Origin of the sequence: Hyphomonas sp. (assembly GCF_046313735.1) — a bacterium.
Lineage (GTDB): Bacteria > Pseudomonadota > Alphaproteobacteria > Caulobacterales > Hyphomonadaceae > Hyphomonas.
In genome coordinates, this window is record NZ_JBKBXW010000003.1 from 58,494 (window position 1) to 74,223 (window position 15,730).

Consider the following 15,730-nt stretch of genomic DNA (forward strand, 5'->3'; position numbering starts at 1 on the left):
AATGCGGCAACGGCAAGAAAAATCAGCGGGCTAGCGCGCCGGTTTCCTCCGTGAGGATGGCTTCGAGGCCTTCGCGGTAGGTGGGATAGCGCGGGCGCCAGCCGAGCGCGGCCTTGGCCCGGGCATTCGAGACGCGCTTGCACTCAGCATAGAAACTCGCCGCCATCGGGCTGAGGTCTGCCGCCTCGAAGGGAACCTCCGGGGGCGGCGCGAGGCCGAGGAGCGCGGCGGCATGGGCGGTGACATCCTGCGGCGGGGCGGGAAGGTCATCGCACAGGTGGAAGACGCCGGACGCCTCCGGCCGGGCGAGCAGCGCGGCAAGGCCGGAGGCGATGTCCGCGACATGCACGCGGGAGAAGACCTGGCCGGGCTTGATGATGCGTTGGGCGGTGCCCTCGCGCAGGCGTTCGAAGGGAGAGCGGCCCCCGCCATAGATGCCGGGCAAGCGCACGATGCGGGCGCGGCCCTGGCTCGCGTCCAGCCACTGGGTCTCGGCCTTCACTCTGGCTTCGGCGCGCGGAGAGGCGGGTGCCACGGGTGACCATTCGAAGGCCCAGCCGCCGCGAAGGTCGCCATAGACACCGGTGGTGGAGAGGTAGGTGATCGAGGCAGCGCTGCCTGCCAACTGGCCGGCGGCGCGCGCGGCGGGGCAGCCTTCCCGGTCTGGCGGCAGGGTGACGAGCCAGTGGGCGCCATCTGGAATGTCCGGCGTGCCCTGCCCGCCCCAGACAGAGGCGGCGATGCCGGAAGCCTTGAGTCTGGCGGCTTTTTCCGGCGTCCGCACGGTGCCGGCAACCTGCCAGCCGGCGGGGATCAGCTGCGCGGCAAGCTGCTCCGCGCTGTAGCCAAGCCCGAAAACAAACAGCAGAGATGGCTGATCTGTCATTTGCCTGCGGCCCTTCCTTCGTGCCTGTGGGCAAGACATAGAGGCAATGGAGTGTCCTGCCCATGGCGCTGATCGCGATGACCGCTGCGGCGGTGATGTTCCTGCAGAATACCGGGACTGTGGCCGGGGCGGAAATCGCCGCCAACGAGGCCCGGCGGCTGGAAACCTGCGTCGCCAAGATCGAGACCGCGCCGTCGGAAGCCTATGAGGACGGGCTGGCCTGGACCTTCGAGGGCAACCGGCCGGGCGCGCGCCAGTGCACGGCGCTGGCGCTGATCGCGCTGGGCAATGTCGAGGAAGGCGCGATCCGTCTGGAGCGGCTGGCGACGGCGGTCGATGGCGGCACGATGGAGCAGCGCGCGCTGTATTTTGCGCAGGCCGGCAATGCCTGGATGCAGATTGGCGCGGCGGAGGCGGCGGCGGTGGCGTTCACCGAAGCGCTGAAGCTGATGCCGGCGACCCCCGAACTATTGCTGGACCGGGCAAGCGCGCACATGCTGATCGACCGCTGGAGCGAGGCGAAGTCCGACCTCGACCGGCTGATTGCCGACGCGCCGGAGGATGGCCTCGCCCATCAGATGCGGGCTGAAGTGTTCCTGAACCTCGGCGATTATGACGCCGCGATGCGCGATGTTCAGGCCGCGATGGCGGCAGACCCGAAGAATATCGATACATTGCTGGTTCGCGGCCGGGTGCGCGAGGCGATCCGGCTCAAGACCGAGGCCGGTCAGCGCGAGTAACGCGCCTCCAGCATTGCCCAGACCGCGCGCAGGCCGCAGGCGGCGGCCCCATCCGGGCGGCCATACTTCGCTTTGCGCCAGGCCCAGACATCGAAATGCGCCCAGCTTTTCGCGGTGACGAACTGTTTGAGGAACAGCGCCGCCGTGATCGAGCCCGCCATTCCGCCGCCGCCGGAATTGACGAGATCGGCAATCGGGCTGCGCAGGTAATCGAGATAGGGCTGCCAGAGCGGCATCCGCCAGACAGGGTCGCCGGTCGCCGCGCTGGCGGCGAGGATGTCTGCGGCGAGCGCGTCATCATCGGTATAGAGCGGGGCAAGGTCCGGCCCCAGCGCGACGCGGGCAGCGCCGGTGAGGGTGGCAAAGTCGATCAGCAGGTCGGGGCTTTCCTCGCAGGCGCGGGTGAGCGCATCGGCAAGGACGAGACGGCCTTCGGCGTCGGTATTGTCGATCTCGACCGTCAGGCCCTTGCGGCTGGAGAGGATGTCGCCGGGGCGGAAGGCGTTGCCGGAAATCGCGTTCTCGGCGGCGGAGACATAGAGTTTCAGGTGCACCGGCAGGCGGGCCTCCATGACGAGGCTGGCAAGCGCGATGGCATGGGCAGCCCCGCCCATATCCTTTTTCATGATGCGCATACCCTCGCCCGGCTTGATGTTCAGGCCGCCGGAATCGAAGGTGATGCCCTTGCCGACGAAGGCGATCTTCGGCTGGCCGGGCTTGCCCCATTCAAGCTCGAGGAAGCGCGGTGCATCTGCCCCGGCCCGGCCGACGGCATGGATCATCGGATAGTCATGCTCGATGAGGGATTCGCCGATGATGGAGGCAACACGCGCATCATGGCGCTCGGCAAGGGCGCGCATCCGGGCTTCAAGCTCTGACGGGCCCATATCGGCGGCGGGCGTGTTGACGAGGTCGCGCAGCAGGGTGACGGCGTCGGCTTCGCGCGACAGGCGGGCGGCATCCTCGGTTTCGGGGATCACGAGCCGGGGCGGCGCCGTGCGCTCCTTGCGGTAGGTTTCGAACCGGTAGGCGCCGTCCGCCCAGCCCGCGGCGATGGACGCGAAAGACAGGCCGCCCGTTTCGGCGATCTGGTAATCGCCGGCCGGCAGCCGGGCGGCAAGCGCGGCGACCGCCAGCTTGTCCTGACCCTCGCCGAGACCAAAGAGCACTTCGGCGAGCGCGCCGCCCTGCCCCGGCACCAGCACGGCCTGGCCCGCGCCGCCGGTGAAGCCCTGCGCTGCGGCGATGGCGCGGGCCTCCGGGAACGGATCGGCGCTCAGCGCGGCAAACCCGGCGGAAGTGAACAGCCAGACGCGGGCAGCGGCCTCAGGGGCGGAAACGAAACTCTTGTGCATCGGGAAAACCGGGACCGTGTGGTTAATGGAACTGGCAGCGGCGTTAACCGAACCTTGACCCGGACGCGCGAGTGTCCGGGCAGAACGTGCCGATACACACACGGAGCCTGACGATGTCCAGTGCCAAAATGCCCTTTGCCGGCCTGCTGGTTGCCCTGACCGCTGCGTCGGCCTGCGCCAGCAGCCCGGCAGGACCGGAAGCAGAACTTGCCAAGGCGATGGAGGCGGCGATGCAGCCGGCCTCGGCGGAGGAGCGCGAAGCGGCGAACCGGGCCGACCCGCTGACGCGGGCGAGCTTCTGGGCGCAGGAACAGCGCAAGCAACCGCAGGACGCAGCCGTCGCGCTGGAATTTGCGACAGCTCTTCGCGCGATTGGCAGCGAGGCGCGGGCCCTGGAGGTGCTGGGCCAGGCGGCGGTGATCCATCCCCGCAATGCCGATATTCACATGATGCTGGGCCGGATCCGGATGGCTGCCGGCGAGGCTGGCCCGGCCCGGTTCGCGTTCGAGCGCGCCGCCGAGGCCGCGCCGGACCGGGCCGAGACCTGGGCCGCGCTGGGCACCGCCTATGACCAGGCCGGCGACCACCGCATGGCGCAGGCTGCCTACCAGCGCGCGCTGACGCTGGAGCCGTCGCGGGTGACGACGCTGACCAATTATGGACTGTCGCTGATGCTGTCAGGCGATCTTGCCGGGGCCGAGCGCCAGCTGCGCCTTGCCTCCGCGCAGCCGCAGGCGGATACGCGCGTGCAGCAGAACCTCGCGCTCGTGCTGGGCCTGCAGGGCCGGTTTGACGAGATGACCGCTGTGAGCGGCGAGGGCGCGCCCGCCTCGATTGCCGAGCAGAACGCCCGTCTTGTCCGGGCGCTTGTCTCGCCGGGCCGGGTCTATGAGGCGCTGGCAGCGCCCGGCGGGCCTGCGGGGCTGGACACAGAGGAAGATGCCGGCGGGCGGCAGCTGCGGCGCCTGCGGAACTAGAACGGTTCGCCTCCACTCTCCCTGGACAAACAAAAACGCAGCGCCCCGGTCCGGGCGCTGCGTTTTCGGTTTCAGGGGCTAGAGATCAGGCGAGGTCTGAGGATGGGGCGGCCTGCGTGATCGCGGGCGCCGCATCATTCTTTTCCTGCATCTGGTTATACTTGATGTAGGCGGGGCCAAGCACGACAAGGAACAGGACCGGCAGGAAGAACAGGATCATCGGCACGGTGAGCTGGGCCGGCAGGGCGGCGGCTTTCTTCTCGGCGTCGGACATCCGCATCTCGCGGTTCTCCTTCGCCATCATCCGCAGCGCATCGCCGAGCGGCGTGCCGTAACGCTCCGCCTGGCCGAGCGCCATACAGACGGCCTTCACACCTTCATGGCCCGTCCGCAGGGCAAGGTTTTCATAGGCCTGGCGGCGGTCCGGCAGGTAGGAGAGTTCTGCCACCGTCATGCCGAATTCCTCGGCGAGTTCCGGTGAGGCGGTGCCGATTTCCTGGCTGACCTTGTTGAACCCCATCTCGATCGACATGCCGGCCTCGACGCAGATCAGCAGCATGTCGAGGGAGTCCGGGAAGGCCCGCATGATCGACTTCTGCCGCTTCTGGGCGAGGTTGCTGATATAGATGTTCGGCGCATAGAAGCCGGCAGCGGCGCCGAAGATGACCGACCCGTATTTCAGGAAGGTGCCGAAGCCGTGATCATTGACGAAGAAGATGTAGAAGAAGACGAGCCCGGCGCCGGCAAAAGGCAGCGCCATACGGGCAAAGTAGAAGGCCGAGATCGGTCCCGGCCCGCGCAGGCCCGCCTGGTTCATCAACTTCACGACGTTGGGATCTTCCAGCGCCTTGGCGAGGTTCAGCTTGGAGGAGATCTCGCCGACAAGGCTTTCATCCCGGCGGCGGAGGCTCTTGCTTTCCAGCGCGGCGCGGTTCTGCTTGCGCAGCTTTTCCCGCTGGGTCGCCACCGCCTTCAGGCGGGTCTCCAGCTTGTTGCCCTGAAGATAGGGCAGGAAAATGGTCATCATCGTGCCGAAGACCGCCACGGCAACGAGCCAGGCCGCCGCCGTTTCCGGCTTGGTGAAGGAGAGGAGGAATTCATACATCGCCTGCCCGCCCCTACATGTCGAAATTGATCATGTTGCGCATCACCATGATGCCGGATGCCATCATGCCGGCCGCCATCACGAGGATTACGTGGCCCGTCTCTGTACGGAACAGTTCCATGATATAGTCGGGCGTGGTCAGGAACACCATGAAGCCCACCGCAAACGGCAGTGCGCCGATGATCATGGCCGAGGCCTTGGCTTCCGAGGAGAGGGCATTGACCTTCTCGCGCATCATCTTCCTGGAACGGATGACGCTGGACAGGTTGCCGAGGGCCTCCGAGAGGTTGCCGCCTGCCTTGGCCTGGATCATCAGCACGATGGCGAAGAAGTTGATTTCCTGCAGCGGCATCCGTTTATAAAGTGCGGCGAGCGAGCGGTCGAGACCAACGCCCATGGCGAGATTATCGGCGAAGGTGAGGAATTCCTTGCGCAGCGGCTCCGGGCTTTCCTTGGCGATGATCCGGATACACTCGTTCAGCGGCAGGCCGGATTTGACACCGCGCACGATGATGTCGAGCGCGTCGGCGAACTGATTGACCATCTTCTTGTGCCGGCCCTTGATCATCATGCCGACGGCCATGCGCGGCAGGCCGAGCGTGCCGGCAAAGAAGGCGGCGCCGACGAGTACGAACTGATTCTTGAAGGCAATGCCATTGATGACGAGCCCGTCTGCCCCAGAGAGATAGACGGCCCCCGCGCAGACCACACCGCAGATGACCGACATCATCCAGAAGACGGGTACGGAGATTTCAAGACCCGCCTGGACAAGTTGCGAGCCGATATCGCGCATCGGATTGTTGCGGCGGCGCTCCTTGTCCTGGCGGCGCAGGCCTTCGAGCATTTCCTGCGTTTTCGCGCGCCGGCGGGCATTCTCGTCAATGACTTTGTGGCCTGCGCGCGTTGCGCCGGTTTTTCCGCTGCCGATGGCCTTGGCGCGCTTGCGGGCTGCTTCGTCCTGCCCTCCGGTGAAGACGAGGCCGAGGCCCAGGATCGCCAGGAAAGCGAGGCCTGCGACGATATAGATCATCAGTGAGCCGCTCATCATGCACCGTTCAGTTCATCAAGGGCTGCGGCGAGTTCGCGCTCCATATTGTAATAGGCTGCGCGCTCCCAGAAGCGCGGGCGGCCGATACCCATGCCGCGATGGCGGCCGATGATCTTGCCATTTTCATCTTCGCCTTCCATCTCGTATTTCAGGATGTCCTGAAGCACGATCGTATCGCCTTCGAGGCCGAGGACTTCGGTGACGCACATGATACGGCGCGAGCCATCACGCAGGCGGGAGGCCTGGACGACCACATCAACGGAGCCGACAATCATTTCACGGATGGTTTTGGCGGGCAGCGAGAAGCCGCCCATGGTGATCATGGACTCGACCCGGCTGAGGGCTTCGCGCGGGCTGTTGGCGTGCAGCGTGCCCATCGAGCCGTCATGGCCCGTATTCATGGCCTGCAACAGGTCGAACGCTTCAGGGCCGCGCACCTCGCCGACGATGATCCGCTCCGGGCGCATACGCAGACAGTTCTTGACGAGATCGCGCATCGTGATCTCGCCCGAGCCTTCGATGTTCGGCGGTCGGGTTTCGAGGCGCACGACGTGCGGCTGCTGGAGCTGGAGTTCGGCGGAGTCTTCGCAGGTGATGACCCGCTCGCCGGGCTCGATGAAGCCGGTGAGACAGTTGAGGAGGGTCGTCTTGCCCGAGCCCGTACCGCCGGAGATGAGGACGTTACAGCGGCAATTGCCGATGATGCGCAGGATTTCGGCGCCCGCCTCGCTGATCGACCCGAAGCGGACAAGGTCCGACAGTTTCAGCTTGTCCTTCTTGAATTTCCGGATGGTGAGGGTTGGCCCGTCAATCGCCAGCGGCGGGGCGATGACGTTGACACGGGATCCGTCCAGCAGGCGGGCGTCGCAGATGGGCGAGCTCTCATCGACCCGGCGGCCGACCTGGCTGACGATCCGTTGGCAGATGTTCATGAGCTGGGCATTGTCGCGGAAACGGATGTTCGTCCGCTCGATCTTGCCATTGACCTCGATATAGGTCGTATCGGCGCCGTTGACCATGATGTCGGCGATGTCATCGCGTGCCAGCAATGGCTCCAGCGGGCCATAGCCGAGCACGTCGTTACAAATGTCGTCGAGCAGGTATTCCTGCTCCGAGATCGACATGACAACATTCTTGATGCTGATGATCTCGACCACGATGTCGCGGATTTCTTCCCGCGCGCTCTCGGTGTCCAGCTGGGCCAGCTGGGAGAGGTCGATCGTGTCGATCAGGGCGTTGAAGATCGTGGTCTTGGTCGCGTAATACTGCTCCGAATGCTGACTGACCTTGCGGACGGGTTCCGGCTTGAATTCCGGCGTCTTCAGCTTGATTTCACCAGCGGGCCGGGCCGCATCCGGCGCGCGGGCGGCCGCCGGGGCCGCCGGCTTCGGCGCAGCCGGCTTGGCCGCAGCCGCAGGGGCCGGAGCCGGGCCGGGCAAGGTCGCTGAAGGTGTGCCGGAACGTTTACCGAATGCCATGAATCCGTTGCCTGCCTGTGAGTTGCCTTACTTGCCGAGGAGCTTGCTGAGGATGGATTTCTGCGCCTTCTGCACCATCCGTCCGGACAATGCCGAGGCGAGCGTATCGATCGCCACAGCCGGCTTCGAGGCGGGGCTCGTCTCGGAAATCATCTGGCCATTATTGGCGGCAGTGCCGAACAGTTCCGGATCGAAGGGCAGCACAATTTCCGGTTCGACGCCGATGGCCGCGGCGAAATCCTTCACGGGGATTTCCGGCCGCTTCGGCACGCCGCACATGTTCAGCACAAGGCGCGGGGGATGGTCGTTGATCCGGTGGCCCTTGAGCTGGTCGATCAGGTTCTTGCCATTGCGCAGCGAGGCGAGGTCCGGCTGGCAGACCACGATCACCTCATCCGAGGCGATCAGCACCGAGCGCAGCCAGTGCGTCCAGACATGCGGCAGGTCCAGCACCATATAGGGCACATTGCGGCGGACGCCCTCGATGACGGTCATGTACGCCTCATCGGAGATGTCCATCATCTGGTTGATGTTGGCGGGCGCGGTGAAAAGCGAAAGCCGCTCGGTCGCGCGCGCCAGAAGCCGCTCGATCACGGCATCATCGGCGCGCTCCGGCGCGAGGAGTGCGTCCGCAATCGTCTGCGGCGTGTCCTGGTTGAAGTCGAGCGCGGTCGTGCCGAAGGAGAGGTCGAGATCGACGAGTGTGGTGTTGACCTTCACATTCTCTGACAGGGCCCAGGCAAGATTGTGGGCGATGGTCGAGGCCCCTACCCCGCCCTTTGCTCCGACCACGGAAATCTGGCGGCCGACAAAGGGCGCATCCGGATCGGTGAACAGGCCGGCAATGGACCGGATGATCTGAAGCGGCTGGAGCGGGGGAACGATGTATTCGGCAACCCCGCGCGCGACAAGCTGGCGATAGAGCATGATGTCGTTGACGGCGCCGATCATCATGACCTGGACATGCTCGTCGCAATGTTCTGCGAGGGCGTCGATCTCTGTCAGGACCTGTGTTGCCGCGGCGCTGGATTCAATCACCAGCAGGTTCGGCGTCGGGCTGGACCGCAGGTATGCAATCGCTGCCGGGATCCCGCCGGCGAAGCATTCCAGCGTGGCGCGGCCCATGCGCCGGTCCTGCGCGCAGAACTGCATCAGGTTGCGGGTCTCCTCGCGTTCGTAAAAGACCTTGATCGAGATGGCGGGCAGCATCGCATCGCCGCCGCTTGTATCGTGGTTGGCGAAGACCGGCAGGTTGTGGTTTGCCGGCTTGCCGACAAACTCGGCCACCGGCTGGACGGCCGGCATCTGCGAGGTTTCGCCGAATATGGCGGCGGCCGCCTTCTCGATCGGCGTCGAGGTGATCTCTTCGCCGAAGACATCCTCGAAGTCGGGATCGATATCGTCCTCGAACAGAGCTTTTTCCTTGGCCATCTGTCTACCTCATACGAGGCCGGTGTGCCCCGGCCCTAGTTTACTGCGTTCGAAACTGCGCCGGATTCCTGCGCGCTGCGCTCCGACGGGGTCGAGAGGCCCTGGCGGAACTTTGCAAGGATGTCCTGCCGGCGCAGCATGTCGCCCTGCTCCAGCGCGCGGGCGCCGAGCAGGTCTGCCGGCTCGACGATCATGGCGGCCAGATTGGTGCGCACCGAGCATCCGAGCGTCGGCAGGGTGTTGTTGGAGTCGATATTGCTGAGGTCCACCGAGGACAGCTGCGCGCAGTTCGGCGGCACGGCATCATAGAGCTGGAAGGCCAGGATCAACGGCTCGCTGCGCGCAGAGCCCTGCCCGTGGGCTGTGCCGGTCATCTCCGAATACTCGACGCCGCGTTCCCAGGCGATGGCGCGGGCCTCGGCAATCGCGCTCACCGCAAGCTGCGGATTGCTGGAGGATTGCGGCAGGGACAGAACAAGCGGGCCATGGCCGCGCCGGGCATAGAGATCGACGAAAGTCCGGATACGGGCGCGTTCAGCATCTGAAAGCTCGCTGGCTTCGGCTGCGAGGGCCACTTCCAGGAATTCGGTACGCTTGACGACGCCGATGGCGTTGCGGTCGAGCGGCGTGCCGGTGAGATAGCTCTGCGGCACGGCGGTGGGCGCGCTGCTGGCGCAGGCGCCGATCATCGCGAGGCCGGCGCTGAGCGCGAGCAGTCCGGGGAGTTTGCGGGTCTGGCTGGTCATGTCTGTGGCCCTACTCTTCCATGAAGCCCACAGGGGCGCGGTAATCATCCGGCCGGATGGCAGAGCCGCCCCGGCCATAGGTTTCGTTGAGCTTGCCGAAGAAAATCGTGCGGGCGTCCGATGCGTTCGCAAAGCCGTCTGCGGGCGTGCGCAGCTGGGACTTGGCCGCCGGGCCGACGAGGTAAGGCGTTGCGATGATGACGAGTTCTGTCTCGTCGCTCAGGAAGTCGCGCGACTGGAACAGCGACCCGAGGATAGGCAGCTTCTTCAGGCCGGGCAGCTGGTCGATTGTCTGGCGGTCCTTCACCGAGATGAGGCCGGCCATCATCATCGAGCCGCCGGAGGGAAGCTCGACCACCGACTCCGCGCGCCGGACCGTCAGTGCCGGGAGGGTAATCCCCTGCAGCACGATCGGCTGGCCATCCGGCCCGTTGATCGTGCGCGAGGCGCCCTGGAAGGCGCCCTGCGCCGTCAGCTCGGAAACTTCGGTCGAGACCTTGAGCGAGATGCGCCCCTCGGACAGCACCACTGGCGTGAAGCTGAGCCCGACGCCGTAGGGTTTGAACTCGATCTTGACCTCGCCGCTGTCGCTCTGGCCGACCGGCACGGGGAATTCGCCGCCGGCGAGGAATTTCGCGCTTTCACCCGACATCGCGACAATGTTCGGCTCTGCCAGTGTGCGGACGATGCCGATTCGTTCAAGCGCGTTGAGCGATGCGCCAACCGAGGACTGAGGCCGGCCGCCGACATAATTCGTGTACCCCGGTGACGCTGAGAGGCCGCCCAGCGACTGGCCCTGCACGTTGAACGCGGTCGACGTGCTGCCCGTGAACGAGCGCGAGAAGGGAGCATCCGGCTGCAGCGCCTGCACTGGCGTGCCGACGCCGAGCGTGTTGGTCTGCCCGGTCAACTCGTCCACGAACAGCGGCAGGCCGTTCTGGAACACCTGCTGCAGCGACTGGCTGGCAAGCTCGCCGAAGCCGATAGAGCCAGAGAGGTTGATGCCGAGCTGCTTGATCACGCTGCGCTGCATTTCGATGATCCGCACTTCCAGCATTACCTGGTCGGCAGCAGCGATATCGAGCATGTTGACGAGCTGCGGGGCCTGGTCGCCGGCCGGGAAGAAGGCCGTGACGAGGCGGGCCACCTGGTCTGCCTGGGCAAGGTTGTCGACCTGGCCGGTCATCACGACACTGCCGTTCAGGCTTTCAAGGCGCACACGGGCAGCCGGAACGTGCCGGGCGACGGTTTCTTCCAGCGCCGCAAGGTCTGTTTCGACATGGATGTTCAGATCAAGGAGCACCTGGCCTGCGCGGTCGAAGATCAGCGCGTTGGTCTGGCCGAAGGCGACGCCGCGGAAAATGATCCGCTGAGAGGTCTGGACCACGGCGTCGGCAATCTCCGGATTGGCGATCACGACATCTGCGGCCGGGCGGTCCAGCTCGACGATCATGGATTTGTTGACGCCGAGCGTGGCGCGCTGGGAGACGGCCTGGCGCCCCGGTTCGGTGATCCGGACGCTCATGCTGTTGGGAACGGTCTGGGTGTTGGCAGATCCCGCATGGGCAAGGGCAAGGCACGCGGCGCCGGCAAGAACAGTCAGGCTGCGCATGGGTCAGTTGCCTCCGACGCCGGCCGCAACCGGCTTGCTGTTTCGTATGATCGTGATGCCCCGGGCGCCGCCATCCCCGTTCATCAGGTCGAAGCGGGGCTCGCGCGCGGCGCGGACCGCATCTTCCGACAACGGACGGAGCGAGAGGGAGAGCTGGCCAACCCGCCGGGAAAGCGCAATCATCTCCACTTCGGCGGGCGTCACCTCGATCGTGGCCGTGTTTCCGATACGGGTCGGGCTGCCCTCTTCAGCGGCCTGGATGGCCTGGTCGATTGCGAGGACACGGACATTCTTGAGAATTGTCTGGGAAACGATGCGGTCTTCGATCAGGCCGGTCGCCGGCGAAGCCTTCTGCTCGAACGTCAGGACGAGGTCGACGCGGTCATTCGGCAGCACAAAGCCGCCGGTCGCCGTTTCAGGGGATATCTGGATGGCAACCGCGCGCATGTCCGGCTCGATCAGGACAGGCAGCAGGCCGGCCTCCCCGCGCTTGACGATCCGGGCGGCCAGTATCGGCTCGCCGGTGTAGATCGGCATACGGACAACAGATCCGGCCAGTTCATCGATCGCTTCCGGGCTCGCGGCCCGTGTGAAGTGGGATGGCAGGACGCTGCGCTCTGGCCAGTCCGTCCAGCGCAAATCGTCCGATGTCACTCGCTGGCCGATGGGCATGTCGCGCACTGCTGTCAGAACCTTGGTCTGGGAGACTTCGCGGTTCTGGATCATCGTCTGGGTCTGGGTGATCGTCTCTGTGACGACCTCTGTGCCGCCCATGCGGGACACGATCAGCGCGGCGCCGCCTGCCGCCACAAGGGCGAGGAGCAGGATTATGATTCTTACAGGTGACATCGGCCGCTACACTCCCTTGCAACGCCTACCCTGAGGCCGAATCCGGCCGGACGGGTTACGTCAAACTCAGGTAAAAAATTGCACGCCCCGCCTAAAGGAACGTTAACCGATAGAGCCTGCGGCTTCATAAAGCCCGGAGAGCAGGAGCGACTGCGACCCGGCAATGAACGCGCCCGCCGCGATGGCGACGCCATAGGGAATGCCGGACTCCTCCCGGAACGGCGCCTGGATGAAGCCGGGCAGCGCCTCGGCCGGCATGGCGCGGCGGACCGTCAGCACAAGGAGCGCCAGCACGCCGCCGGCGATGGCCATATAGAAAACGAAGGGCAAGGCAGCGGCCGGGCCCATCCAGAGGACGACGGCGGGAATCATCTTCGCGTCCCCTCCCCCGAACAGGCGGAAGGCGAAGAGGCCAAAGGCGATCAGGAAGGCCAGCGCGCCGGCCATCAGATGCCCGCCAATGATTTCCAGCGGCAGGCCGGAGACGGCGGCGGCAGGCACGAACAGGCCGGCAATCGTCAGGTTCAGCCAGTTCGGGATGATCAGCCGGTGGATGTCATGGCCCGCCGCCAGCAGGCAGAGGGCGAGGAAAGCGGCGGAAAGGATCATCAGGGCCATGTCATGCGTCTCCGGCTTTTTATTGTCCGGCGCCACGTTCGGCCAAAAGCCTGAAGGAAGCCTTTCTGCGGGGCGCTTGGCCCGGAAAGCGAAAAAGCCGCCGGGACGGATCCCGGCGGCTTGATTGGTCAGGCTGAGCCCGACAGCGAGCGATTACTCGCCGCCGCCAGCAACCAGCTTGTCGGAAACGGCGTCGAACGTAGCAGCCGTGTTGCCACCCAGGGTGGTGACAGCGCCGATGATGGCGACAGCGATGAGGGCGGCGATGAGGCCGTACTCAATAGCGGTGGCGCCCGACTCGTCTTTCAGGAAACGTGCAAACATTGGAGACTCCCATCATGCTTTGAACAAGTCCCGGCGTGAACTTTTCTTCCCGGGACAAGTGCAGTTCTACAGCATCAGCCCGAACATCTGGTTGAGCGGAAAAGAAAATCCATGAGGCGAAATCAAAGACTTGTTTACCGGATGGACCCGCGCCGGTAGCGGCTTGCGATGCCCTCCCGCGCGCGCGATTCCTTAGTATGCGCGCGCGCACCGGCAGAGGCTGTGCGGGCCCGGCCCGGAAAACGAAAAAGCCGCCGGGACGGATCCCGGCGGCTTGATTGGTCAGGCTGAGCCCGACAGCGAGCGATTACTCGCCGCCGCCAGCAACCAGCTTGTCGGAAACGGCGTCGAACGTAGCAGCCGTGTTGCCACCCAGGGTGGTGACAGCGCCGATGATGGCGACAGCGATGAGGGCGGCGATGAGGCCGTACTCAATAGCGGTGGCGCCCGACTCGTCTTTCAGGAAACGTGCAAACATTGGAAACTCCCATCATACTTTGAACAAGTCCCGGCGTGAACTTTTCTTCCCGGGACAAGTGCAGTTCTACAGCATCAGCCCGAACATCTGGTTGAGCGGAAAAGAAAATCCATGAAGCGAAATCAAAGACTTGTTTACCGGATGGACCCGCGCCGGTGGCGGCTTGCGATGCCCTCCCGCGCGCGCGATTCCTTAGTATGCGCGGGCACCGGCACAGGCTGCGCGGGCCCGGCAGTGGACCGGTTAGGAAAGAGGAAACCATATCGGGTGATCTTCTTGGAAATCCGCGCCGGAGCCCTGCTGATCATGACCCATATCGCAAAGCCTGTTCTCTCTTCCTTCCGGGCCTGCATCCGGGCCTCGGCCCTCGCCGCCTCCCTCGCGCTCGCAATGGCCAGCACTGCGGCCGCCAACCAGCTCTCGGTCGAGACATCGAAGACCGTGCCGGTCCGCCTTTCGGGCGCGGCCTCCAGCATCGTGGTCGGGAACAAGAATGTGGCGGATGTCGCCGTGCACAGCGAGAACCTGATCTTCGTGACGGGCAAGAGCTATGGCACGACCAACCTGATCGTGGTCGATCGGGGTGGCCGCGAGATCTATAATGCTGAAGTGATCGTGACAGCGAATTCCTCGAACCTCGTCGTCATCAACCGGGCAGGCCAGCATTTCAGCTATGACTGTACCCCCGTCTGCCGCGGCGCGGTGAACCTCGGCGATGATCCTGAGCATTTCGCCAACCTGGTGCAACAGCAGATCCAGATCCAGACCCTCAACGAAGGCAACTGATGCGGGCGCGATGCGGAGAATTCGCATGAAATTCTCCAGGCCCGCTCAACCCCCGGAAAACCGGAACATGCTAGGACGCCAGGTGTAATCCGGAGGGAGTCCAACCCATGCCTGCCAGCTTGCGCTACAGCCTTGCGGCGCGCCTGCATGAGCGCTGGCGCCAATATGCCGAAAACCGGCGCGGGGCGGCAGCGGTGGAATTCGCGATGATCGCGGTTCCCTTCTTCTTCATGATTTTTGGCCTGATCGAAGTCTGCATGATCTTCATCGCCTCGTCGGTACTCGATCATGCCGTGTACGAAGCGTCGCGTCCGATCCGCACCGGCGGGGTCCAGCGCGAATCCCTCGACAAGGACGAGTTCCGGGCAACGGTGTGCGAGCGCTTCTACAATCTGATGGACTGCAACAACCTGCTGCATGTGGACGTGCGCACGATCAACCGGTTCGGGCTGACCCCGAACGGAATCCCGACGGATGCGGCCGGCAACATCGATCCGGGCCTCCTGACCTACAATCCGGGCGGGCCGGCAGAGATCGTGGCCGTGCGGGTGTTCTATGAGTGGCCGCTGTTCACGCCGGTGATCTCGCGCCCGCTGGTCAACATGCCGGGCAACAAGCACCTCCTGCACTCAGCGGCGGTGTTCCGCAACGAACCTTTCACCAGCGGCGGCGGGCTCTCGGAATGATTCAATCAGCCATTTCCTTCCTGAAGCAGACGTACGGACGCACCATCGGCCGGGCACGGACGTACCGGCAGGACCAGCGGGGCATCTCGGCGGTGGAGTTCGCGTTCATCGCGCCAGTGCTGCTGCTGATTTACATGTCCTGCGTCGAAGTGAACCTGATGCTGCGGGCCGACCGCAGGGTGACCGCAACGGCCGCTGCGCTGGGCGACCTGACGGCGCGCCTGAACACCGCGACGAATGCCGATTTCCGCGAATTGTATGATGCGGCCACCGTCATGATGCAGCCCTACCGGACCAGCCAGACGCGGATGCGGCTCACCTCCATCGTCGATACCGGTGATGGCCAGAAGCGCGTTGCCTGGTCGGAAGGGCACAACATGCCTTCGCTTGCAGTTGGCACGGTTATGAATGTGCCCGATGGGATCGTCCAGCAGCCGGGCTCTGTCATCCTGGCGGAGATCGAGTTCGACTATACCAGCCAGCTGGGATTCCTGAGCAGCACGCCGATGACGCTGAAGGACCGGTTCTATCTGCGGCCCCGCCGTGTGCAGACCATCGACCGGGTGCAGGGCCCGCCGGGAAGCATCGCCTTCGGCCCGAGCAGCTGAGCC

General features: G+C 64.9%; 17 protein-coding genes. 5 read left to right on the top strand and 12 right to left on the bottom strand.

What is annotated here, in order from left to right; genetic code table 11:
- Window positions 1-22: 22 nt before the first annotated feature.
- Window positions 23-886: an SDR family NAD(P)-dependent oxidoreductase gene (locus ACK4SV_RS02435; RefSeq protein ID WP_409916201.1), complete on the bottom strand. Its 864-nt coding sequence runs from the start codon at window positions 884-886 to the stop codon at window positions 23-25.
- A gap of 62 nt (window positions 887-948) precedes the next feature.
- Between ACK4SV_RS02435 and ACK4SV_RS02440 the strand changes: the two genes are divergently transcribed.
- Window positions 949-1,626: a tetratricopeptide repeat protein gene (locus ACK4SV_RS02440; RefSeq protein WP_409916202.1), complete on the top strand. Its 678-nt coding sequence runs from the start codon at window positions 949-951 to the stop codon at window positions 1,624-1,626.
- On the opposite strand, the gene ACK4SV_RS02445 is transcribed toward ACK4SV_RS02440, so the two are convergent.
- Complete coding sequence (locus ACK4SV_RS02445) at window positions 1,614-2,981, bottom strand: leucyl aminopeptidase family protein (RefSeq protein ID WP_409916203.1); 1,368 nt, start codon at window positions 2,979-2,981, stop codon at window positions 1,614-1,616. The genes ACK4SV_RS02440 and ACK4SV_RS02445 overlap by 13 nt on opposite strands.
- Before the next feature lie 113 nt (window positions 2,982-3,094).
- Here ACK4SV_RS02445 and ACK4SV_RS02450 point away from each other — a divergent pair, with 113 nt between their 5' ends.
- Window positions 3,095-3,958: a tetratricopeptide repeat protein gene (locus ACK4SV_RS02450; RefSeq protein ID WP_409916204.1), complete on the top strand. Its 864-nt coding sequence runs from the start codon at window positions 3,095-3,097 to the stop codon at window positions 3,956-3,958.
- An 85-nt stretch (window positions 3,959-4,043) separates the two neighbouring features.
- Here ACK4SV_RS02450 and ACK4SV_RS02455 read toward each other — a convergent pair whose 3' ends face one another.
- The 10 genes from ACK4SV_RS02455 to ACK4SV_RS02500 form a co-directional block, all read right to left on the bottom strand.
- Complete coding sequence (locus ACK4SV_RS02455; protein WP_409916205.1) at window positions 4,044-5,063, bottom strand: type II secretion system F family protein; 1,020 nt, start codon at window positions 5,061-5,063, stop codon at window positions 4,044-4,046.
- A 13-nt stretch (window positions 5,064-5,076) separates the two neighbouring features.
- Complete coding sequence (locus ACK4SV_RS02460) at window positions 5,077-6,111, bottom strand: type II secretion system F family protein (protein WP_409916206.1); 1,035 nt, start codon at window positions 6,109-6,111, stop codon at window positions 5,077-5,079.
- Window positions 6,108-7,589: a CpaF family protein gene (locus ACK4SV_RS02465; RefSeq protein WP_409916207.1), complete on the bottom strand. Its 1,482-nt coding sequence runs from the start codon at window positions 7,587-7,589 to the stop codon at window positions 6,108-6,110. The genes ACK4SV_RS02460 and ACK4SV_RS02465 overlap by 4 nt, the downstream gene beginning before the upstream one ends.
- A gap of 27 nt (window positions 7,590-7,616) precedes the next feature.
- Complete coding sequence (locus ACK4SV_RS02470; protein WP_409916208.1) at window positions 7,617-9,020, bottom strand: CpaE family protein; 1,404 nt, start codon at window positions 9,018-9,020, stop codon at window positions 7,617-7,619.
- 35 nt (window positions 9,021-9,055) lie between these two features.
- Window positions 9,056-9,766 carry a CpaD family pilus assembly protein gene (locus ACK4SV_RS02475; RefSeq protein WP_409916209.1) on the bottom strand — a complete coding sequence of 237 codons (711 nt, stop codon included), beginning with the start codon at window positions 9,764-9,766 and terminating at the stop codon, window positions 9,056-9,058.
- A gap of 10 nt (window positions 9,767-9,776) precedes the next feature.
- Window positions 9,777-11,378 carry a type II and III secretion system protein family protein gene (locus tag ACK4SV_RS02480; RefSeq protein WP_409916210.1) on the bottom strand — a complete coding sequence of 534 codons (1,602 nt, stop codon included), beginning with the start codon at window positions 11,376-11,378 and terminating at the stop codon, window positions 9,777-9,779.
- 3 nt (window positions 11,379-11,381) lie between these two features.
- The gene (gene cpaB, locus ACK4SV_RS02485; RefSeq protein ID WP_409916211.1) at window positions 11,382-12,227 is read right to left on the bottom strand and encodes a Flp pilus assembly protein CpaB; all 846 of its coding nucleotides are present in this window, start codon (window positions 12,225-12,227) and stop codon (window positions 11,382-11,384) included.
- A gap of 102 nt (window positions 12,228-12,329) precedes the next feature.
- Window positions 12,330-12,845, bottom strand: coding sequence for a prepilin peptidase (locus ACK4SV_RS02490; RefSeq protein WP_409916212.1), 516 nt, complete (start codon window positions 12,843-12,845; stop codon window positions 12,330-12,332).
- 153 nt (window positions 12,846-12,998) lie between these two features.
- Window positions 12,999-13,169: a Flp family type IVb pilin gene (locus tag ACK4SV_RS02495; protein WP_409916213.1), complete on the bottom strand. Its 171-nt coding sequence runs from the start codon at window positions 13,167-13,169 to the stop codon at window positions 12,999-13,001.
- Window positions 13,170-13,476: 307 nt separating this feature from the next.
- Window positions 13,477-13,647, bottom strand: a complete 171-nt coding sequence (locus ACK4SV_RS02500; protein ID WP_409916213.1) for a Flp family type IVb pilin — start codon at window positions 13,645-13,647, stop codon at window positions 13,477-13,479.
- A 267-nt stretch (window positions 13,648-13,914) separates the two neighbouring features.
- On the opposite strand from ACK4SV_RS02500, the gene ACK4SV_RS02505 reads away from it, so the two are divergent.
- The 3 genes from ACK4SV_RS02505 to ACK4SV_RS02515 all read left to right on the top strand — a co-directional run bounded on the left by ACK4SV_RS02505 (window position 13,915) and on the right by ACK4SV_RS02515 (window position 15,727).
- Window positions 13,915-14,433: a pilus assembly protein N-terminal domain-containing protein gene (locus ACK4SV_RS02505; RefSeq protein ID WP_409916214.1), complete on the top strand. Its 519-nt coding sequence runs from the start codon at window positions 13,915-13,917 to the stop codon at window positions 14,431-14,433.
- Between the two features lie 107 nt (window positions 14,434-14,540).
- Window positions 14,541-15,119 carry a TadE/TadG family type IV pilus assembly protein gene (locus ACK4SV_RS02510; RefSeq protein WP_409916215.1) on the top strand — a complete coding sequence of 193 codons (579 nt, stop codon included), beginning with the start codon at window positions 14,541-14,543 and terminating at the stop codon, window positions 15,117-15,119.
- Window positions 15,116-15,727, top strand: a complete 612-nt coding sequence (locus ACK4SV_RS02515; protein WP_409916216.1) for a TadE/TadG family type IV pilus assembly protein — start codon at window positions 15,116-15,118, stop codon at window positions 15,725-15,727. The genes ACK4SV_RS02510 and ACK4SV_RS02515 overlap by 4 nt, the downstream gene beginning before the upstream one ends.
- Window positions 15,728-15,730: the final 3 nt, after the last annotated feature.